Source organism: Streptomyces sp. NPDC006193 (assembly GCF_040613915.1).
Classification (GTDB): domain Bacteria; phylum Actinomycetota; class Actinomycetes; order Streptomycetales; family Streptomycetaceae; genus Streptomyces.
In genome coordinates this window covers 95,495-115,054 of the sequence record NZ_JBEXTB010000010.1, presented here as the reverse complement: position 1 = coordinate 115,054, position 19,560 = coordinate 95,495, and the positions used below count along the sequence as shown (strand labels likewise).

The window sequence follows — 19,560 nt, the reverse complement described above, 5'->3', positions numbered from 1 at the left end:
ACGTGAGACGAGTCTGAGAGAACCGCTGCGGGAACGTCACTCCGCGAACAGCCCGCGTGCCGCCGCCCTGGCGTCGAACTCCTCCAGCCGGGCCTGCGCGTCCGGCAGGCCGTCGCAGACCGCCTCCAGCAGCACCCGGCCGAGCAGCATCGGCGCACACGCGGTGTCGAAGGCCAGCCCGGTGCCGACGGCGGCGGGCAGCAGCAGGTCGGAGTGCTTGGCGACCGGAGCGAACGCGGAGTCGGCGACCGTGACGACGGTCAGGCCCGCGTCCCTGGCGTAGGCGAGGGTGTCCACGACCTCGCGGGGATGGCGGGGCAGCGCGAAGCACAGCAGCGCGGTGGCGCCCGCGCGGACAGCGGCGTCGATGCGGTCCTGGATCATCGTGCCGCCCTCGTTGAGCAGCCGGACGTCCGGGTGCACCTTGGCGGCGAAGTAGGCGAAGCCGTACGCCTGGGAGGCGGCGGCGCGCAGGCCCAGCACCGGCAGCGGGCGGGAGGCGGCGAGGATCCGGCCGGCCTTCTGCACCGGGCGCGGGTCGGCCAGCAGCTCGGCGAGGTGCTTCAGGTTCTCGATCTCGGCCTCGACGGCCTGCTGGTACTCGTTGTAGGCGCCGGCGTCGGCGGCCGGCTCGGCCGGGACGACCTCGCGCAGGTGCTTGCGCAGGGCGGGGTAGCCGTCGAAGCCGAGGGCGACCGCGAACCGGGTCACCGAGGGCTGGCTGACCCCGGCCAGTTCGGCCAGCTCCACGCTGGACAGGAAGGGCACGTCGGCGGCCCGGCGCACCATGCTGTGCGCGATGCGGCGCTGGGTCGGCGTGAGCCGGTGGCCCTCGAAGAGCGCCTGCAACCGGTTGGCCGGGCTGTCGGTCGCGCTCATGACGTACTCCCCCTCAGCGAGTGCTCGACGCCCCGGGAGGGTACAGCGCCGGGGCAGGGCCGCACACGCCCGGCCATTCAAACAATGCGTCTCTGCATACCGTTATACATCCCGTACCGGCGCCGGGGAACGGCGCGTCCGCTGCCGACCGGGGGGGGCGGCGGGACGCGCCCGCGGGCGGAAGCGACGGCGGACACGCCGGCGGGCGGAGGGCGGCGGCGGACGCGCCGGCGGGCGGCGGGACCGGCCGTCAGCCGCTCCGGGGCCGGCCGCCGCCCGCGGGGGACGCAGCGTCCCGCGCCGGCCGGCCGGCCGCCTCGCCCTGGGGCGGCTCGGCGGACCGCAGCCGGTGCCTGGGCAGCGTCCGCCGGGGCGGCCTGGTGAGCGTGATCTGGCGCACCACCTGCTGGAAGCAGGCCAGCGAGGCGAAACCCGGCAGGGCGGCGGCCGCGGTGTCGAGCACGTTCCTCGGCGCCTGCGCGACGCACAGCGCCATGCCGATGGCGGAGAAGGCCAGGAGCACGCACCAGGAGTGGAAGGCCCGGCGCTGGTGCAGCGACGCGCGGAGGATGGACAGCGACGCCACCAGCCAGGGCCCGAAGACCAGCACGGGCCACCAGGTAACCGAGCTGCTCTGGGTGCGGGTCATCGCCACGAAGCGCAGCGGGTCGTAGGCGATCAGCCCGCCGAAGATGCTGACGGCGGAGGCGATGACGGTCGCCGTCGCGGCGATGGTGCAGCTGGCGATGCGCAGCCCGCTCGGGCGCTGCCGTCGCCGGACCCTGCGATGGCCCCGCGGCGGCGCATGCACCGGGGGCGGCTCCGCGGTGATCCGCGTCAGGACGTCGTGCCCGGTCTCGGCGCCCCCGTCCGCGGGAACGTCACCGGCGGACGCGGGGCTCCCGTCCGCGGGAACGTCGTGGGCGGAGGCGAGGTCCCGGCCCGCGGGAACGTCGTGGGCGGACGCGAGGTCCCGGCCCGCGGGAACGTCCTCGCTGCGGGCGGCCGGGATCCTGGCCTGCTGCTCCTCGACGGCGTCCCGCAGCAGGAAGGCCAGCTCTTCGGCGGGATCCCAGCCCGAGTCCGGGGGGATCAGGGGAGGGTAGGAGGTCTCGGCGGGTCCACGGTGCCGGCCGCCGCCGCTGCGGTGGCCGGGCGCATGTCCGTACGCATATCCGTCCGCATAACCGACGGGGGGGTCCGGGTGGTGGCCCGTCCACTCATCATGCATGACGCTGCTTGATCATTCCGCCGGCGAATCGCTGAACCGTGTGCCCGCGCCCGTCCAGCGCCTGGAAAGATCCCTTTCCAGCGCGCTCATCGCGTCCATGAAATTCTGGAGGATTTCCTCGGTCACCTCGAGTGTGACGGGGAGGCCACCCTTCATCAGGATTCCCCTGGCCGGGTCCGTGTGGGGCGGCGCGGGCAGATAAGTGTAGGAACCCAGTCGCACGGTGCGCCTGACGGTGGAGTACGACAGTTCTTGGGCAGATTCGAGCATGTGCTCGCTCATCGCCTTCGTCATATTCCAACTAACGCCGCCGTTCGGTGATGGGTGTGCGGCAAACGAGTGAAGGATTAGCCGGACAACCACCTTGTTCAGGTATCTGCCGTACCGATAGGCGGCTGTATGAAGAATGACGAGCGGCAGAGTGCGTCATGTGAGGCGAGCGGCCGCATTCGGCGTCGCGCGCTTTTGCTCCGGAACAGCCGGAACGCGGCCGGGAAAGCAATTACCGGAATACCCGGAACCGTGCATGAATCGATCACCGCCCGGACGGGCCGGGGGCGGACTGCCGCGGGGACCGCCGCACCCCCGTTTCCGGGGGGCGGGACGACGGCGGTCCCCGCGCGGGACGCGGCCCGGGTCAGGCCGGGGCGTGCGCGTCCGTGGCGTCCGTGGAGGTCCGGGAGCCGCTCCGGAGGTCCGTGACGCCGTTCGCCGCCGGCCCGACGGGGAGACTTCCCGTGCTGAACGCCCCGGGTGCCTCCTCGCCCTGCCGACACCCACCACTGTGCCGGAGCCGTGTTAAGCGGGTGCTGCGCGGACGTGACACGCGCGTACCGGTTGCGCGAACCGCGGCTCGGCGGGGGTCACCGGGGGTTCACCGGGCGTCCTACCTGCTGCCGCCCTTGGCGAGGAAGGCCAGCAGGTCCTGGCGGCTGACCACACCGGTCGGCTTGCCCTCGACCAGGACGATCGCCGCGTCCGCCGCGCCCAGCACCTGCATCAGGTCGCCGACCGGCTCGCCGGAGCCGACCTGGGGCAGCGGGGCCGACATGTGCTTCTCCAGCGGGTCGTCCAGGGAGGCCCGCTTGCTGAACAGGGCGTCCAGCAGCTCGCGTTCCACGACCGAGCCGACGACCTCGGCGGCCATCACGTCCGGGTGGCCGGCGCCCGGCTTGACGACCGGCATCTGCGAGACGCCGTACTCGCGCAGCACCTCGATGGCCTGGCCGACGGTCTCCTCCGGGTGCATGTGCACCAGGGACGGGATGGAGCCGCCCGCCTTGTCGTCCAGGACGTCGCCGACGCGGGCGCTGGGACCCTCGTCCTCCAGGAAGCCGTAGTCGGCCATCCACTCGTCGTTGAAGATCTTGCTGAGGTAGCCGCGCCCGCTGTCCGGCAGCAGGACCACCACGACGTCGTCCGGGCCGAGGCGCTCGGCGACCCGCAGCGCGGCCACGACGGCCATGCCGCAGGAGCCGCCCACCAGCAGGCCCTCCTCCCGGGCCAGCCGGCGGGTCATCTGGAAGGAGTCCTTGTCGGAGACGGCGACGATCTCGTCGGCGACGGTGCGGTCGTAGGCGGTGGGCCAGAAGTCCTCACCGACGCCCTCGACCAGGTACGGCCGTCCCGAGCCGCCGGAGTACACCGAGCCCTCGGGGTCGGCGCCGATCACCTTCACCGTGCCGCCGCTGGCCTCCTTCAGGTAGCGGCCGGTGCCGGAGATGGTGCCGCCGGTGCCCACGCCCGCCACGAAGTGGGTGATCCTGCCCTCGGTCTGCTCCCACAGCTCGGGGCCGGTCGAGTGGTAGTGCGACAGCGGGTTGTTGGGGTTGGAGTACTGGTCGGGCTTCCAGGCGCCCGGCGTCTCGCGGACGAGCCGGTCGGAGACGTTGTAGTACGAGTCCGGGTGCTCGGGAGCCACGGCGGTCGGGCACACCACGACCTCGGCGCCGTACGCGCGCAGCACGTTGATCTTGTCGGTGGAGACCTTGTCGGGGCACACGAAAATGCACTTGTAGCCCTTCTGCTGGGCCACGATGGCGAGTCCCACGCCCGTGTTGCCGCTGGTCGGCTCGACGATCGTGCCGCCCGGCTTCAGCTCCCCGCTCCGCTCCGCCGCCTCGATCATGCGCAGCGCGATGCGGTCCTTCACGGAGCCGCCGGGGTTGAAGTACTCCACCTTGGCCAGGACGGTCGCCCGGATGCCCTTGGTGACGTTGTTGAGCCGCACCAGCGGGGTGTTGCCGACGAGGCTGATCATCGAGTCGTGAAATTGCACCGTTGTCTCCGGTCGCTTTCCAAAAACAGTGGTCGTAGTGGTCCAGCCAGCCTACGGCCCCGCAACGGACCCGGGCGGTCGTTCACCCGCTGTGGAGATTGGCACACGGTCGGTACGGGGCAAGGAGTGGGTGTACGGGGCGACGAGGAGGTGGCGGCGACGCATGACGAGCTTGTCGAGGGCCAGGGTGGCCCGGCGCATCGCGGCCGGGGCGGCGTTCGGCGGTGGCGGGGTCGGTCTGGTCGGCGCCGCCGCCGCCGGTCTGCTGCTGGCGGAGCTGCGGCTGGCGCGGCGCCATGTGGGCAACGGCAGCGGCGGCCGGGTGCCGGTGGCCGACGGGGTGTACGGGCCCGGGTACGAGATCCCCGGCGAACCGCCGCTCCGCCTGACCATGCTCGGCGACTCCACGGCCGCGGGGCAGGGCGTGCACCGGGCGGGCCAGACCCCGGGGGCGCTGCTGGCGGCGGGGCTTGCGGCGGTGGCGGAACGCCCGGTGGAGCTGCGCAACGTGGCGCTGCCCGGGGCCTGCTCCGACGACCTGGACCGCCAGGTGGCGCTGGTGCTGTCCGCGTCCCCGCCCGTCCCCGACGTCTGCGTGATCATGATCGGGGCGAACGACGTGACCCGCCGCATGCCGCCGACCCGTTCGGTGCGGCACCTGTCGGCGGCGGTGCGCCGGCTGCGCACGGCCGGCGCCGAGGTGGTGGTCGGCACCTGCCCGGACCTCGGCACCATCGAGCCGGTGCAGCAGCCGCTGCGCTGGCTGGCGCGGCGGGCGTCCCGGCAGCTCGCGGCGGCCCAGACGATCGGCGTCGTGGAGCAGGGCGGGCGCACGGTGTCGCTGGGCGACCTGCTGGGACCGGAGTTCGAGGAGAACCCGCGGGAGCTGTTCGGCCCGGACAACTACCACCCGTCCGCGGAGGGGTACGCGACCGCCGCCATGGCCGTCCTGCCGACGGTGTGCGCGGCGCTGGGGCTGTGGCCGGCGGAGGAGGAGCGCCCGGACGTGTCGCGGCGCGAGGGGTTCCTGCCGGTGGCGCGGGCGGCCGCGGAGGCCGCGTCGGAGGCGGGCACGGAGGTCACGGCGGCGATGCCGACGGGGCCGCGGGGGCCGTGGGCGCTGCTCAAGCGCAGGCGGCGGCGCCGGCTGCCGGAGGCGGAGCCCGCGACCCCGTGGACCTGAGCGGCCCCGCCTGCCTGAGCGGCCCCGCCTGCCTGAGCGACCCGATGGGCCTGAGCGGCCCCGCCTGCCTGAGCGACCCGGTGGCCCTGAGCGGCCCCGCAGGACCGAGCGACCCCGCGAGCCTCAGCGGCCCCGCCTGCCTGAGCGGCCCCGCAGGACTGAGCGACCCCGCGAGCGTGTGGGGCCCCGCAGGACTGAGCGGCCCCGCAGACCTGAGCAACCCGGCGGGCCTCAGTGGCCCACAGGACTGAGCGACCCGGTGGACCTGAGCGACCCCGCAGCACTGAGCGGCCCCGCAGACCTGAGCGGCCTCGCAGACCTGAGCGACCTGCAGGACTGAGCGACCCCGCGAGCGTGAGGGGCCCCGCAGGACTGAGCGACCCCGCAGACCTGAGCGGCCCCGCAGGACTGAGCGGCCCCGCAGGACTGAGCGACCCCGTGGACCTGAGCAGCCCCGCAAGACTGAGCGGCCCCGCGAGCGTAAGGGGCCGTGCGCCGGGGGGCCCGTGCGCCGGATCGGCACCGGCCGGGGAGCGTGCGGCGCACCGAGCGGGCCCGGCCGGGGGCGGCGGCGGTGCCCGGAGCTGCGGCTCCCGCTCCGGCGGCCGTCCCCGCTGCCGCGCCCGGTGCGGCCACGCCGGAGCGCGCTACGGCCGCAGGCGCTCATCCGGCGCCGCACGGGTGGCTCCGACCCAAGCAAGCGCTTAGTAAATTGCGGCCAGTGTCACACCGCGACACCCGTGACCTGGGCCATACGGCCGGGTAACTTCCCAACCGGCCCTGCCGCCCACCCGCCGCCCGACCACCACCCCCGACGAGGCGCTGTGCGCCCCCGTTCGAATGGAGCCGTGATGCCCGAAGCCGTCATCGTCTCGACCGCCCGCTCCCCCATCGGCCGCGCGCACAAGGGCTCGCTGAAGGACCTGCGCCCCGACGACCTGACCGCCACGATCATCCGCGCGGCGCTCGACAAGATCCCCGAGCTGGACCCGCGGGACATCGACGACCTGATGCTCGGCTGCGGCCTCCCCGGCGGCGAGCAGGGCCACAACCTCGGCCGGATCGTCGCCGTGCAGCTGGGCATGGACCACCTGCCGGGCTGCACCGTCACCCGCTACTGCTCCTCCTCCCTGCAGACCTCCCGGATGGCGCTGCACGCCATCAAGGCCGGCGAGGGCGACGTCTTCATCTCGGCCGGCGTCGAGACGGTCTCCCGCTTCGTCAAGGGCAGCTCCGACGGCCTGCCGGACACGCACAACCCGCTGTTCGCCGAGGCCGAGGCCCGCACCGCCGAGACCGCCCAGCAGGAGGGCGCCACCTGGCACGACCCGCGGGAGGACGGCCTGCTGCCCGACCCGTACATCGCGATGGGCCAGACCGCGGAGAACCTGGCCCGCTGGAAGGGCGTCACCCGCCGGGAGATGGACGAGTTCGGCGTCCGCTCGCAGAACCTCGCCGAGGAAGCCATCAAGAACGGCTTCTGGGAGCGCGAGATCACCCCGGTGACCCTCCCGGACGGCACGGTGGTCGGCAAGGACGACGGCCCGCGCGCCGGGGTCACCCTGGAGGCCGTGCAGGGCCTGAAGCCGGTCTTCCGCCCGGACGGGCTCGTCACCGCCGGCAACTGCTGCCCGCTCAACGACGGCGCCGCCGCGCTCGTCATCATGTCCGACACCAAGGCGCGCGAGCTGGGCCTGACCCCGCTCGCCCGGATCGTCTCCACCGGCGTCTCCGGCCTCTCCCCCGAGATCATGGGCCTCGGCCCGGTCGAGGCGAGCAGGCAGGCGCTTCGGCGCGCCGGCCTCACCATCGACGACATCGACCTGGTCGAGATCAACGAGGCCTTCGCCGCCCAGGTGATCCCCTCCTACCGGGACCTCGGCATCGACATCGACAAGCTCAACGTCAACGGCGGCGCCATCGCCGTCGGCCATCCCTTCGGCATGACCGGCGCCCGCATCACCGGCACGCTCATCAACTCGCTGCAGTGGCACGACAAGCAGTTCGGCCTGGAGACGATGTGCGTCGGCGGCGGCCAGGGCATGGCGATGGTCATCGAGCGCCTCAGCTGACGCACCGTCGGTAGCGGGCCGGGCACGGAAGGTCGCACACGGGCCCGGGACCGGGGGGACTCCCGGGTTCTGGGCCTTTCCGTGATCCAATCTCCCCCAGGATGTGACCTATCTCGCTCGCCTGGCACATCGGCGCAGGTCAGCGGCGGCCGACCCGGCGCACACCCCGGGTGTGCGGCACACGTGCTGTCCGTTTCGTGACGTTACGCACTGACAGCCGCTCAGTCCGCCCTTCAAGCTGATGTAGGAAGTCGGGGGTCGACTGTGAACCGGGAGTACGTCAGTGAGCGCCATGCCGATCGCCTTGCTGCTCACCACGGCCGCCACCGGCGCCGTGGGCGTCGCCGTCCTGCGCACCGTGCTGAAGCTGCGCCGTCAGCTCACCCAGCTGCAGCGGCAGCTCGCCGAGGACCAGGCGGCCGCCGCGCGCGCCCTGCTGCCGCACGCCCGCGGCTCGGACGCCGACCGGATACGCGTGGCCGTGGCCGAGGCGCTCGCCGAGGAACGGGAGCGGGAGCTGGCCGAGGCGCGCGCCTTCTGGGCCGCGCAGGAGGCCCGTGACGTCTCCGACACGCCTTCCCTGCTGGGCCTGCCCGACGCGGATCTGTTCCTGCCCCGGCAGGCCGACTTCGCGGGCCTGGAGCCGGTGTCCGAGCCCACCGCCGACGCCGACGAGTTCGGCGGGGAGTCCGCCGAACTGGCCGCGGCCCGCCGCCGCCACCCCTCGCACCCCGACTTCGTCCCGGTGCAGTCGCCGGCCGTCAACGACCACGAGCGGACGGTGACCGCCCTGGAGCAGCTCGCCGCCGACCGCGTGGAGCTCTCCGACGTCCGCCCCGGCCCCCTCGGCACCCTCGACGTCTACGTCTTCGCCGACGGCACCACCCTGTGCATGACCCCCGGCCACCGGGAGACCGCCGAGCGCCTCGCCGGGGCCCTGGCCTCCGGCGAGAGCCCGTACCTGCTGGGCGGCTCGGGCATCTCCGGTGCGTACACGCTGACCTTCGCCTGCGGCGAGGACATGGTCTACATCCTGGCCGACCGCGTCATCGCGTCCCTGTAGCCCCCGGCCCGCGCGGCTTCGCCGGTGCGGGACGCGGCGCACGCGGGGCGCGCCGGCCGCACCGGGTTCACACCCCCGCCCGCCGACGCGCCTCCTCCACCAGCCGCACGGCCTCGGCGACCTGCTCCTCGCTGCGCAGCACCACGGCGAGGTCGTGCGCGGCCACGAGGACCTGGTCGGCCGCGGCGAACATCCCCGCGTCCGGCATCTCCCTGGGCTCGCGCCCCGGCTCCTCCATGAGCTGGGCCCGCCGGGAGAGCTCCCGCGCCACGGCCAGGGCCTCGGCGGCGGCGCCTCGTTGCAGTCGGCTCTGCGGAGCGGCCCGCAACCGGTCGGCGAAGTGATCCACGGCTCGGGTCAAGGGCGTCGTATCAACCACCCGCCGAGCGTAACGCGCCGCACTGTTGCCAAGACGCGGACGCTCAGGCACGGTGACGGGAAGGACCGGCTTACATCCCCTTTGCGTCCGGAGGCGCCGATGTCCCATGTCTTCTCCGAGGAGACCCACCGCAACATGCTCGCCCGCATCCCGCACTGCACCGGTCGTGAAGTCTCCGACTGGCTGCGCACCGTCGAAGACGGTCCCGCCCTGTTCCGCTTCGAGGAGAAGGTCAGCTGGCTCCGGCACGAGTACGACCTGGCGTACGGCCACGCGAAGGCCCTCGTGCACGAATACGACCTGAGGAGGGCGGCCCGCAAGCTGCTCTAGCCGGGCCCGCCCCGCCGGCCGGAAGGACGACGAAGGGCCCCGGAGCGAGTCCGGGGCCCTTCGTGCGGACGGTCGGCCGGCTAGTCGTTGCTGCTGAAGATCGCCACCAGCCGCAGCATCTCCACGTAGATCCACACCAGGGTCATGGTGAGGCCGAACGCGGCGAGCCAGGACTCGTTGCGCGGGGCGCCGTAGGCGATGCCGTCCTCGATCTGCTTGAAGTCGAGCGTCAGGAAGAACGCGCCGAGCAGGATCGCGATGACGCCGACGAGGGCGCCGAGCGGACCGAAGCTGCGCAGACCGCCGTCCTCGGCGACACCGAACGCGACCAGCAGCAGGTTGATCGCCATGACCACCATGAAGGCGATCGCGATGGCGATGCCGATGCGGGCGTAACGGGCGGTGACGCGGATCCAGCCGGCCTTGTAGACCAGCAGGGTCGCGCCCGAGACCGCCATGGTGCCGAGGACCGCCTGGAAGGGCGCGCCGCTCCACCGGCTGTTGAACATCTCGCTGAAGACGCCGAGGAAGACGCCCTCGAAGGCGGCGTACCCGAGGATCAGGGCGGGCGACGGGGTGCGCTTGAAGCTCTGGACCATGGCCAGGACGAACGCGACCAGCGCGGAGCCGATGGCCAGGCCGTAGCTGGTGGCCGAGACCGGCAGCAGCGCCCACGCGAGGACGGCGCCGACGGCGACCGTGCCCAGCGTGAGGGCCGAGCGGACGACCACGTCGTCCATGGTCATCCGGTCGGTGGTGACCGGGGCCTGCGGCGGGGCGCCGTACTGGACGTCCGCCTGCGCGTACGGGTTCTGCGCGTACGGGTTCTGCGCGTAGGGGTTGCCCTGTGCGTACCCGGCCTGCGGTGCGGTGTTGAAGCCGGCGTAGCCGTTGTCGCGGCTGAACCCCCGTCGCGAGAAGACCGGGTTGCTGCTCCTCATTTCACTCCTCCATGGCTGCCGTGCGCAGCCTTGGCTCAAGAGTAATGGATTGGCAAAGGATCGACCATGGTACTTGAGGAGGATCTTTCCCTTGCACTGCTCGCCAACACGCTACGCGCAGCTCTGATTCCCTGCCAGGGACGATCCCACTCCGCTGTACGGCCGTCGCCTGCCGCCGCCACGGCGAGCTGCACCTCCTCCCCGCGGCGGCCCCGGCCCCCACTCACCCGGTGACCGGGTGTCAGTCGGTTCTGAGGGGCTGCCCGGCTGCGTCGTACACCTGCCCGGTCAAAGCGTTCACGCGGTACATGTCAGCCGGAGCCTGCTCCTGCGGATCATCGCTTTGTCCGTCCCTGGGCCACGTCACGTTCACAAGCCAGTTCGGTCGCCAATCACCGTCTTGCTCGACCGCTTTCAAAGTCACTGCTGCGGTGTGGAATTCTGCACCGGTTTTTCCCTTTGCCTGGAGTCGTACAGCTATCGCCTTCTCCACTTCCTTTTCGGCCTGCACGGCGTCAAGCTTGGCTTCGGGAAGGTTCACCCGGACCGGACCAAGGGTGACGTCAATCCGAGACACATTCCCGACCCTGTCCACCTGGACATCCAGCATCCTGGGCATCAGAACGTCACGCTGTTTCCATCTCCAGCTCGTGATCCAGCCGAGTTCGGCCTTTGCGCCCACAGCGGTCGTTTCACTCATGGTCGCACCCCTCGCCCACGGATACTGTCGCTGGGCATACAACTTCGCAATCCGAGAGGCTTCGGTATCGGTAGAGGGGGCTTTTTCGGCCCCCACTGGGTATCCCATGACGGTGGGGCGGTCGCTGTCCTCCAGCTGTACGTTCAGGTGCTTCTTGTCCGGCCAGGAGAGGCTGCCGATACCGAAGTCTTTGGAGTGCCCCTCTTCGCGGCTGTGCAGATTGAAAATGATGTTGGTGCAGGGGGCGCCCACGCACGGCTGCGCGTACTGCTGGCCTATCTCGTAGTGGTCACCGAACGCCTCCTTGATAGCAACCTGAACCGCCTGCTTCTGACGGGCACTTGCGCCGGCGAGGCTGCTGCCGTCCACGTTCGTGACGTCGAGCATGGGACGCGCCACTCCCAAGCTCAGGATCAGCAGCGCCGCAGAAGTGATCAGGGCGCCCTTGGTGCCCGCCTGCCAGGCGAGCGAGTGGCGGATTGTGAGCACAACCGCGACGACGGTGAGCCCCGCCAACCCGCCGATGATGTTCATCTCGGCGTCCGAGCTGTCACACACGCGCCCCAGGCCGTTGACGGTGGCCTGAGTGAACTCGATGGCCAGGGGCAGCCCTAGGACGCCGACGAGGACAGGCAGCGGGCGGCGGACGGCCAGTAGTGCGCAGGCGCCGACGGGCACCATCATGGCGAGGTTCCACAACCCTTGAGTGGTGTGGAAGGGCTCGGCGAATCGGTGGTTGAGGACGCACACGCCGCTGGCCGAGCCACCGCCCATGAAAGTGACGCCGAGCACGCCGGTGACAGTGAACGTGAGCCCGGACCACCACGCCCCGTGAGGGTGTCCCCACTTGCGGACGAGCGTCCATGACGCGCCGCCGAGGATGAGGCCGAGCACTGTGCACACGGCCAGATAGCCGACATGGTGTTGAAAGATGGCGGAAAACACGGCGCGGTTCCTTGCGTGGTTAGGTAAAGGGGAGCAGGGCCGATAGAGGGAAGGCCCCGCCTTGGGAGGCGGGGCCATTAGGGCTGTGGTTCAGCAGTGCGTGGCAGGCGTCTGGTACGTGCCATCGCTGTAGCCGAGCAGGCCGATTGTGCTCGTGCAGTAGGAGTCCTCCGACGCGACCACGTGTGGCTCTTGTTCTGGCCGGAACTGATGGAGACGGCACTGGCGTAGTGGCTGGTCCCCCCGCGCGAGTGACCGAGCTGGGCGGATACAGCAGATCCGCCAGCGTTGGAGACGGTGTGGCCAGACTTGCCGCGGTAGAAGAAGGTCGCCGCGGCCGCCGCGGCCGGCGTGCTGAACATGGCAGATCCTGCTGTGACGGCAAGGGCGATGAGAGTGGGATTGACTTTCCCCCGCATGCAATCTCCTAGGTGTAATGCCCCTGCCGTCCTGTGCGTGCGAAGAGGCTGGCACAGGCGGACGATGTCGTGATTACTTGATCACGGAGCACACATACCTTCAGATCTTTTTGGACACCAACGATGCCGCTACCGCACCACGGTCGGCTCGATCAGCACCGATCTCGATAACGATCAGGAGGCGGCCGCCACGGCGGTTGAGTATCAGCGTTTGCGGCTGGTTGGGGGGAGTGACGTACGGTGCCGGCAGCGGGGCGTGAACGATGGCGCCCTTGTCGGCCTCCGGCTCCAGACCCGGGCCGCGCAGACATCGACTCGTGGTTCCCGTCCAAGCCGCCGTGACGGGCCTCCCACAGCGACGCGGTCCGCGTCTCCGCCCGCAGATCCTGGTTCCGCCTCAGCTTCCACACGCCGGCGACCAACCGCGCACAGTCGTCCCGCCAGAACGCTTCCTGGTGGCCGTCCGGCCACACCAGCACGTGCACCGTGCCGCCCGGCGGATGGTCTCCATGGCGTCGTCGTCGGCCTCCGGCAGCAGGTGCCCGTACGTGTCCGACGCCGCCGTCCTGATCGAATCGTGCCCGAGGCGGCGCTGGACGTACGCCAGGTTCCGCCCGTCGAAGATCAGCACTGCCGCGTGGCTGTGCCGCGTCGTGCGGGTTCGGGTTCTTGCGGCTCGGCAGCACCCCGGCCGCCTTCGCCCGGTGCACCGCCCGCTGCCACCGGCCGTGGAACGTCGAGTAGTGCGGTCGGGCGCCGAATCACCGGTGAACAACAGGCGGGAGCGAGCTGTAGCCACTCGGCGCCGGCGGTGCGCCGGCGGCATGGATGAGTGGCCGCGGCTGCCGGCCGATCCCCCGGGGGTCGGGGGACATTTCAGTGCGAGTGCCCGGAGCCGGACTTGAACCGGCACGCCCGCGAAGGGGCAGCGAGGTTTAAGCTCGCCGTGTCTGCATTCCACCATCCGGGCAGGCCATGGGGGCGCCGCTTCGAGGTCCCGAGCCTATCGGGAGGCATCCCCCGAACAGCCGACCAGCGGACCGATGTTGTCTTATTTTATTGGCGTCTGAGGGTGCATCAGACCGCGGAACGCGCCGTCCGCACTTGCCAGTAGCGTGGCGTGACCGATGTGCGTGTGTACGCGAAATGACGGAATTTCACCGTCCGAACGAGGGTGGTCCACCCGTTCTCGACACGCGCCGCCCTGTCGGGGCCGGACGTCCTCCCCAGGTATGACACGGCGGCCGGCCGTCCGACCCCAGTCGCCCCCCGGAACCGGAACAGCGGCTGACTACACGGGCGCCCGGCGCCGGGACGATGGACAGGTCCCCAGGCACACACGTCGTCCCGACAGGAGCATCGTCCCGTGACCACCACACCCACCGCAGGCCGGACCACCGCCGTGGCCGCACGCGCCACGGAGTTGTCGAAGATCTACGGGCAGGGTGAGACCCGGGTGGTCGCCCTCGACCGGGTCTCGGTCGACTTCCGGCAGGCCGAGTTCACCGCGATCATGGGCCCGTCCGGCTCCGGCAAGTCCACCCTGATGCACTGCGTGGCCGGCCTGGACACCTTCTCCTCCGGCTCGGTGCGCATCGGCGAGACCGAGCTGGGCTCGCTGAAGGACAAGCAGCTCACGAAGCTGCGCCGGGACAAGATCGGCTTCATCTTCCAGGCGTTCAACCTGCTGCCGACGCTGACCGCCCTGGAGAACATCACCCTCCCGATGGACATCGCCGGGCGGAAGCCGGACAAGGAGTGGCTGGACCGGGTCATCGGGATGGTGGGCCTGTCCGGGCGGCTGAGCCACCGGCCCTCGCAGCTCTCCGGCGGCCAGCAGCAGCGCGTGGCCGTCGCCCGCGCCCTCGCCTCCCGGCCGGAGATCATCTTCGGTGACGAGCCCACCGGAAACCTCGACTCCCGCTCCGGCGCCGAGGTCCTCGGCTTCCTGCGCAACTCCGTGCGCGAACTCGGCCAGACGGTGGTCATGGTGACCCACGACCCGGTGGCCGCCGCCTACGCCGACCGCGTGGTCTTCCTCGCGGACGGGCGGATCGTCGACGAGATGGACGACCCCACCGCCGACTCCGTCCTCGACCTGATGAAGCGGTTCGACGCGAAGGGCCGGACCAGCTGATGTTCCGCACCGCCCTGCGCAACGTCGTCGCGCACAAGGCCCGGCTCCTGATGACCGTGCTCGCCGTCATGCTCGGCGTCGCGTTCGTCTCCGGGACGCTGGTCTTCACCCACACCGTCTCCGACGCCTACCAGAAGAGTTCCGCCAAGGGCTTCGACCGGGTCGACGTCGCCGTACGGCCCGAGTACCGGGAGTCCCACGGCGACGAGGTCGGCCGGAGCACCGAACTGACCCAGGTCCTGCTCGACAAGGCCGCCCGGGTGCCGGGCGCCGCCTCCGCCACCGGTGTCGTCACCGGTTTCACCGCTGTCGCCGACAAGGACGGCAAGCTCGTCGGCGGCGACTGGCAGTCCGCGGGCGGCAACTACTGGGGCGCCCACGACCCCCGCTACCCGCTGGTCAGCGGCCGCGCGCCGCACGGCAGGGGCGAGGTGCTGATCGACTCCGCGACCGCGAAGCGGGCCGGATACAAGGTCGGCGACACCGTGCGCCTCTCCGTCGACGGCCCGGTCCTCACCCCCACCGTCACCGGCGTCTTCACCACCGACGACGGCAACGTGGCCGCGGGCGGCAGCCTCACCCTGTTCGACACCCCTACCGCGCAGGCCCTGTTCGGCAAGAAGGGCGCCTACGACGAGATCGACGTGGAGGCCGCGCCCGGCACCAGCCAGCCGGCGCTGAAAGCGGCGCTGGACAAGGCCCTGCCGGCCGGCCAGGTGGAGACCACCACCGGCGAGCAGCTCGCCGACGACCAGGCCCGGGAGATCTCCTCGTCCATGAGCGGCCTGAGGCAGCTGCTGCTGGTGTTCGCCGGGATCGCCCTGTTCGTCGGCACGTTCATCATCGCCAACACCTTCACCATGCTGGTCGCCCAGCGCACCCGCGAGCTGGCCCTGCTCCGGGCGGTCGGCGCCTCCCGCCGCCAGGTCACCCGCTCGGTGCTGATCGAGGCGTTCGCGGTCGGCGCGGTCGCCGGTGCGGCCGGGCTGGCCGCCGGTGTCGGCATCGGCGCGGGCCTGCGCGCCCTGCTGGGCTCGTTCGGCGTGAGCGTGCCCGACGGGCCGCTGGTGATCAGCCCCGGCACGGTGGTGACCGCCCTCGCGGTCGGCGTGGTCATCACCATGCTGGCCGCCTGGCTGCCCGGCCGGCGGGCCGCGAAGATCCCGCCGGTGGCGGCGATGAGCAGCGTGCACGCCCAAGCCACCGGTAGGTCCCTGGTGCTGCGCAACACCTTCGGCGCGCTGTTCGCGGCGGCCGGTGTCGCGGTGGTCCTCGCGGCCACGTCCATGGACACCGACGCGGCCCAGGGGCCGATGGGCCTGGGGGCCGTGCTGCTCATCGTCGGCGTGTTCGTCCTGACGCCGCTGCTGTCCCGGCCGCTGATCGCCGCCGCCGCCCCGGTGCTGCGGGTCTTCGGGGTGTCGGGCAAGCTGGCCCGGCAGAACTCGGTGCGCAACCCGCGCCGGACCGCGGCCACCGCCTCGGCGCTGATGATCGGCCTGACCCTGATCACCGGCATGACGGTGACGGCGGGCAGCCTGCAGACCGCCATCGACAAGATGGCCGGCTCGGCGATCCGCGCCGACTACGTCGTCTCGATGGCCAACCGCGGTCCGCTCTCCCCCGACGTGGCGGACAAGCTCGCCGCCGCCGGCGGGGTCACCGCCAGCAGCCCGCTGCGCAACGGGGTGTCCCGCATCGACGGCGACACGGAGTACCTGACCGGCGTCGACGGCGCCGCCATCGGCAGGCTGACCGCCCTGAAGGTGACCGACGGCGCCTTCACGGTGGGCGGCACGCGGGTCGTCGTGGACGAGGACCGGGCGAAGGCGTACGGCTGGAAGGCCGGGTCGCGGTTCACCGCGCACTTCGAGGACGGCAAGGCCGCACGGCTGACCGTGGCCGGGGTCTACGAGGGCAACGACATGTTCAGCGGCATCATGCTCGACAACGAGGTCCTCACCCCGCACCTGGCCGATCCGGCGGACATGCAGGTCATGGTCAAGACCGCGGGCGGCGCCTCCGACGCGGCCAAGGACAGGCTGGAGAAGGCGCTCGGCTCCAACCCGGCCGTCAAGGTCCAGGACAAGCAGGACATCTCGCAGGAGATCGCGAAACTGTTCACGCTGGTGCTGAACATGGTCTACGGCCTGCTCGCCATGGCGGTGATCGTCGCGGTCCTCGGGGTCGTCAACACCCTGGCCATGTCCGTCTTCGAGCGGGCGCAGGAGATCGGCATGCTCCGCGCGATCGGCCTGGACCGCCGGGCGGTCAAGCGGATGGTCCGCCTGGAGTCGCTGGTGATCTCCCTGTTCGGCGGGGTGCTCGGCATCGGACTGGGCGTCTTCTTCGGCTGGGCGGCCGGTGAGCTGCTGAGCGCGAAGATGCCGACGTACGAACTGGTGCTGCCGTGGGGCCGGATGGCGGTGTTCCTGCTGCTGGCGGGCACGGTCGGCGTGCTCGCGGCCCTGTGGCCCGCCCGCCGCGCGGCCCGGCTGAACGTGCTGACGGCCATCAAGGCCGAATAGCGCTACGGCGCCGGAGGGGCCCCGCGGCCGCGGGGCCCCTCTCGTCGTACGCCGGGTCAGGCGTTCCAGGTGCGGGTGCGCAGCGGGAGCCCGGAGGCGCCGGAGTCGGGGGTGCGGACGGCCAGGACCTGGTTGACGCCGATGTCGTTGTGCTCGAAGGCGAGCGCGGAGGCGGCCATGTACAGCCTCCAGACGCGGGCCCGGCCCGGGGTGGTGAGCCGGGTCGCGCGGTCCCAGCCGGCCTCCAGGTTGGCGACCCAGCGGCGCAGCGTGCGGGCGTAGTGCTCGCGGATGGACTCCACGTCCCGGACCTCGAAGCCGGCCCGCTCCAGCTGGGTGACGGTGCTGCCGACGGGGGCGAGTTCGCCGTCGGGGAAGACGTAGGCGTCGATGAACGCGTCGACGCGGTACGCCGACTCGTCCCGCTGCGGGCGGCGGGCGATCTGGTGGTTGAGGAGCCGTCCGCCGGGCTTCAGCAGGGCGTACAGCCGCCGCGCGTACTGCAGGTACTGCTCGGCGCCGACGTGTTCGGCCATGCCGACGGAGGCGATCGCGTCGAACGGGCCGTCCGCGACGTCCCGGTAGTCCTGGACGCGGATCTCCACGCGGTCGGTCAGCCCCTCGTCGGCGACGCGCTTGCGGGCGTAGGCCGCCTGCTCCTGCGACAGCGTGATCCCGACGACGTCGACGCCGTGCTCCCGGGCCGCGTGGACGGCCAGGGAGCCCCAGCCGCAGCCGACGTCCAGCAGCCGCATACCCGGTCCCAGGCCCAGTTTGCGGCAGACCAGTTCCAGCTTGTCGCGCTGGGCGGACTCCAGGGTGCCGCCCTCCTCCCAGTAGGCGCAGGAGTACACCATGGAGGGGCCGAGGACGATCTCGTAGAAGTCGTTGCCGACGTCGTAGTGGTGGCTGATGGCCCGTCTGTCGGTGCGCCGGGTGTGCAGACCGCGGCGCGGCCGGCGGGCCTCCTCGCGCGGCGGGGCGGGCGGGATCGGCGGTCCGGCCAGTCTCAGCAGCTCGCGCACGGCGGCCCGGACGGCCGGGTCGCGCACGGCCTCCAGGAGGCCGCGGGCGTCCTCGTCGCGTTGCCAGACGAGCCCCGACACCGCGTCGAGCGCGGTGTACAGGTCGCCCTCGACGTCCAGGTCGCCGGCGACCCAGGCGCGGGCCAGGCCCAGCTCCCCGGGCCGGAACAGCATGCGGCGCAGGGCCCGGCGGTTGCGGACGACGAGCGCCGGCGCGTCCGGCGGCCCGGCCTGCGAGCCGTCCCAGGCCCGCACCCGCACCGGGAGCGGGACTCCCAGCACCTGCTCGGCAAGACTCCTCAGCCGCGATGCGGCGTCGGCCATGGCGCACACCTCCGTGAAGTGAACCGGCCCGAACCCGTCTGCATCCGTGCCTCGTCTGCGTTCGTGCCTGGGGGAACCATCGCGCACGACGGCGTCATTCCCCGCGAGGCGGCCCGGCCGACACGAACTCCGCACCCGCCCGCACCCGTCGGCGGGTGCGCGGGGCAAGCGGCGCACCGGATCGGGCGGGCGCACCGGACCGGGCGGGCGCACCGGATCATGCGGGCGCACCGGTTCGGGCGACGCGGAGAGGGCGGCCCAGCGGCGGACCGACGTGTGCGGCGGCGCGGACGGCCACCCCACGGCCTCGGTGTCCCCCGCTCCGCGGCGCCGCCGCCGCTACAGGCGGCTCAGCATGAGGGCGAGGGCGTCCAGCGCCTCTTCGCGGTTGCGCCCCTGGGATCCGCTGCGGCCCACGGAGGTCTGCAGCAGGACGTTGCCCTTGCGGCCGGTGATCAGCGTGTAGTGGCTGTCCGCCTCGCGGCCGTTCGCGTCGAGGATCATGCGGCCCTGCTCGGCCGTCTGCTCGTCCAGGCCCTCCAGGTCCGGCACGTCCACCGCGTGGACGTCCTCCCACCGCTTGCGGTGCCGCGCGTCGTACTCCGTGGCGCAGCGCCGGGTGTCCGCGCGGGACCGGGCGACGGCGGCCGCGGCGACGCCTTCGTCGTCGTGGACGACGACCGCCGACGAGGCGACCGCCGTCCGGTCCGCGGTGCGGACGGCCCGTTGCCTGGCGGCCAGGACGTGCGCGGCGGGCTTTCGGACCAGTGCGCAGTCCTCGTCGGCGACGGACCGGGGCACCTCGTCGGACTCGTAGGGATCGGCCCGCCGGAAGGTCGGCCCCCAGTCGCCGGGCGCCAGCGCCACCCGGTCCGCGAGCTCCCGGGCCTGCGCGGAGGCGCCGGCGCGCGGCCGGTGCGCTCCGCCGTCCCGTCCGAGCACGAGCACGGCCGCCACCGCGACCGCGGCGACGGCCGCGGCGACGGCGGCGCCGACGAGGACGGGCCGCCCGCGCCGCCGGGGTCGCGGAGCGGGCGGCGGGCCGGCGGCGGGCGCCCCCAGGGGGCCGGGCGGCGGGCCGGACGGCGGCTGCGTGCTCACGTGCCTCCTGTACCACCCGGCGCCG

15 protein-coding genes and 1 tRNA gene are annotated in these 19,560 nt (G+C 72.2%); 6 read left to right on the top strand and 10 right to left on the bottom strand.

Features of this window, described 5'->3' with window-relative positions; all coding sequences use genetic code 11:
• Positions 1–36: 36 nt before the first annotated feature.
• The 4 genes from ABZ261_RS13070 to ABZ261_RS13055 form a co-directional block, all read right to left on the bottom strand.
• A complete protein-coding gene (locus ABZ261_RS13070; protein ID WP_356858393.1) occupies positions 37–879 on the bottom strand; it encodes a MurR/RpiR family transcriptional regulator in 843 nt (280 codons plus the stop codon).
• 250 nt (positions 880–1,129) lie between these two features.
• Positions 1,130–2,110 carry a DUF2637 domain-containing protein gene (locus tag ABZ261_RS13065; RefSeq protein ID WP_356858391.1) on the bottom strand — a complete coding sequence of 327 codons (981 nt, stop codon included), beginning with the start codon at positions 2,108–2,110 and terminating at the stop codon, positions 1,130–1,132.
• Positions 2,111–2,122: 12 nt separating this feature from the next.
• Positions 2,123–2,392, bottom strand: a complete 270-nt coding sequence (locus ABZ261_RS13060; protein ID WP_356858389.1) for a hypothetical protein — start codon at positions 2,390–2,392, stop codon at positions 2,123–2,125.
• 604 nt (positions 2,393–2,996) lie between these two features.
• Positions 2,997–4,388, bottom strand: a complete 1,392-nt coding sequence (locus ABZ261_RS13055; protein WP_356858387.1) for a cystathionine beta-synthase — start codon at positions 4,386–4,388, stop codon at positions 2,997–2,999.
• A 163-nt stretch (positions 4,389–4,551) separates the two neighbouring features.
• Here ABZ261_RS13055 and ABZ261_RS13050 point away from each other — a divergent pair, with 163 nt between their 5' ends.
• From ABZ261_RS13050 to ABZ261_RS13040, 3 genes are all read left to right on the top strand, one after another.
• Entirely contained in the window at positions 4,552–5,571 is a 1,020-nt protein-coding gene (locus ABZ261_RS13050; RefSeq protein ID WP_356858385.1) for an SGNH/GDSL hydrolase family protein, read from the top strand.
• Between the two features lie 851 nt (positions 5,572–6,422).
• Positions 6,423–7,643: an acetyl-CoA C-acetyltransferase gene (locus tag ABZ261_RS13045; RefSeq protein WP_356858383.1), complete on the top strand. Its 1,221-nt coding sequence runs from the start codon at positions 6,423–6,425 to the stop codon at positions 7,641–7,643.
• A 283-nt stretch (positions 7,644–7,926) separates the two neighbouring features.
• Positions 7,927–8,706, top strand: coding sequence for a hypothetical protein (locus ABZ261_RS13040; RefSeq protein WP_356858381.1), 780 nt, complete (start codon positions 7,927–7,929; stop codon positions 8,704–8,706).
• A gap of 67 nt (positions 8,707–8,773) precedes the next feature.
• Here ABZ261_RS13040 and ABZ261_RS13035 read toward each other — a convergent pair whose 3' ends face one another.
• Positions 8,774–9,085 carry a hypothetical protein gene (locus tag ABZ261_RS13035; protein WP_356858379.1) on the bottom strand — a complete coding sequence of 104 codons (312 nt, stop codon included), beginning with the start codon at positions 9,083–9,085 and terminating at the stop codon, positions 8,774–8,776.
• A gap of 99 nt (positions 9,086–9,184) precedes the next feature.
• Here ABZ261_RS13035 and ABZ261_RS13030 point away from each other — a divergent pair, with 99 nt between their 5' ends.
• On the top strand, positions 9,185–9,415 hold the full coding sequence (locus tag ABZ261_RS13030; RefSeq protein WP_356858377.1) for a DUF4287 domain-containing protein: 231 nt from the start codon (positions 9,185–9,187) through the stop codon (positions 9,413–9,415).
• Positions 9,416–9,495: 80 nt separating this feature from the next.
• Here the strand turns inward: ABZ261_RS13030 and ABZ261_RS13025 are convergent, their stop codons facing one another.
• The 3 genes from ABZ261_RS13025 to ABZ261_RS13015 form a co-directional block, all read right to left on the bottom strand.
• On the bottom strand, positions 9,496–10,356 hold the full coding sequence (locus tag ABZ261_RS13025) for a Bax inhibitor-1/YccA family protein (RefSeq protein ID WP_356858375.1): 861 nt from the start codon (positions 10,354–10,356) through the stop codon (positions 9,496–9,498).
• Between the two features lie 241 nt (positions 10,357–10,597).
• A complete protein-coding gene (locus ABZ261_RS13020; RefSeq protein WP_356858373.1) occupies positions 10,598–12,001 on the bottom strand; it encodes a VanZ family protein in 1,404 nt (467 codons plus the stop codon).
• 1,305 nt (positions 12,002–13,306) lie between these two features.
• Positions 13,307–13,390 (bottom strand) — tRNA-Leu (locus tag ABZ261_RS13015).
• 396 nt (positions 13,391–13,786) lie between these two features.
• Between ABZ261_RS13015 and ABZ261_RS13010 the strand changes: the two genes are divergently transcribed.
• Both ABZ261_RS13010 and ABZ261_RS13005 read left to right on the top strand, forming a co-directional pair.
• Positions 13,787–14,557, top strand: a complete 771-nt coding sequence (locus ABZ261_RS13010) for an ABC transporter ATP-binding protein (RefSeq protein ID WP_356858371.1) — start codon at positions 13,787–13,789, stop codon at positions 14,555–14,557.
• Positions 14,557–17,085 (top strand): ABC transporter permease, encoded by a 2,529-nt coding sequence (locus ABZ261_RS13005; RefSeq protein WP_356858369.1) that lies wholly within the window; start codon positions 14,557–14,559, stop codon positions 17,083–17,085. The genes ABZ261_RS13010 and ABZ261_RS13005 overlap by 1 nt, the downstream gene beginning before the upstream one ends.
• Positions 17,086–17,141: 56 nt before the next feature.
• Here the strand turns inward: ABZ261_RS13005 and ABZ261_RS13000 are convergent, their stop codons facing one another.
• Together ABZ261_RS13000 and ABZ261_RS12995 are read right to left on the bottom strand one after the other, a co-directional pair.
• Entirely contained in the window at positions 17,142–18,434 is a 1,293-nt protein-coding gene (locus ABZ261_RS13000; RefSeq protein WP_356858367.1) for a cyclopropane-fatty-acyl-phospholipid synthase family protein, read from the bottom strand.
• Positions 18,435–18,773: 339 nt separating this feature from the next.
• Positions 18,774–19,535, bottom strand: a complete 762-nt coding sequence (locus ABZ261_RS12995) for a hypothetical protein (protein ID WP_356858365.1) — start codon at positions 19,533–19,535, stop codon at positions 18,774–18,776.
• Positions 19,536–19,560 lie beyond the last annotated feature (25 nt).

Bases quoted from the DNA above. Each gene is read 5' to 3' on its own strand.
- ABZ261_RS13070 (WP_356858393.1), bottom strand. From the start codon at position 879: ATGAGCGCGACCGACAGCCCGGCCAACCGGTTGCAGGCGCTCTTCGAG.
- ABZ261_RS13065 (WP_356858391.1), bottom strand. From the start codon at position 2,110: ATGCATGATGAGTGGACGGGCCACCACCCGGACCCCCCCGTCGGTTAT.
- ABZ261_RS13060 (WP_356858389.1), bottom strand. From the start codon at position 2,392: ATGAGCGAGCACATGCTCGAATCTGCCCAAGAACTGTCGTACTCCACC.
- ABZ261_RS13050 (WP_356858385.1), top strand. From the start codon at position 4,552: ATGACGAGCTTGTCGAGGGCCAGGGTGGCCCGGCGCATCGCGGCCGGG.
- ABZ261_RS13045 (WP_356858383.1), top strand. From the start codon at position 6,423: ATGCCCGAAGCCGTCATCGTCTCGACCGCCCGCTCCCCCATCGGCCGC.
- ABZ261_RS13030 (WP_356858377.1), top strand. From the start codon at position 9,185: ATGTCCCATGTCTTCTCCGAGGAGACCCACCGCAACATGCTCGCCCGC.
- ABZ261_RS13025 (WP_356858375.1), bottom strand. From the start codon at position 10,356: ATGAGGAGCAGCAACCCGGTCTTCTCGCGACGGGGGTTCAGCCGCGAC.
- ABZ261_RS13005 (WP_356858369.1), top strand. From the start codon at position 14,557: ATGTTCCGCACCGCCCTGCGCAACGTCGTCGCGCACAAGGCCCGGCTC.
- ABZ261_RS13000 (WP_356858367.1), bottom strand. From the start codon at position 18,434: ATGGCCGACGCCGCATCGCGGCTGAGGAGTCTTGCCGAGCAGGTGCTG.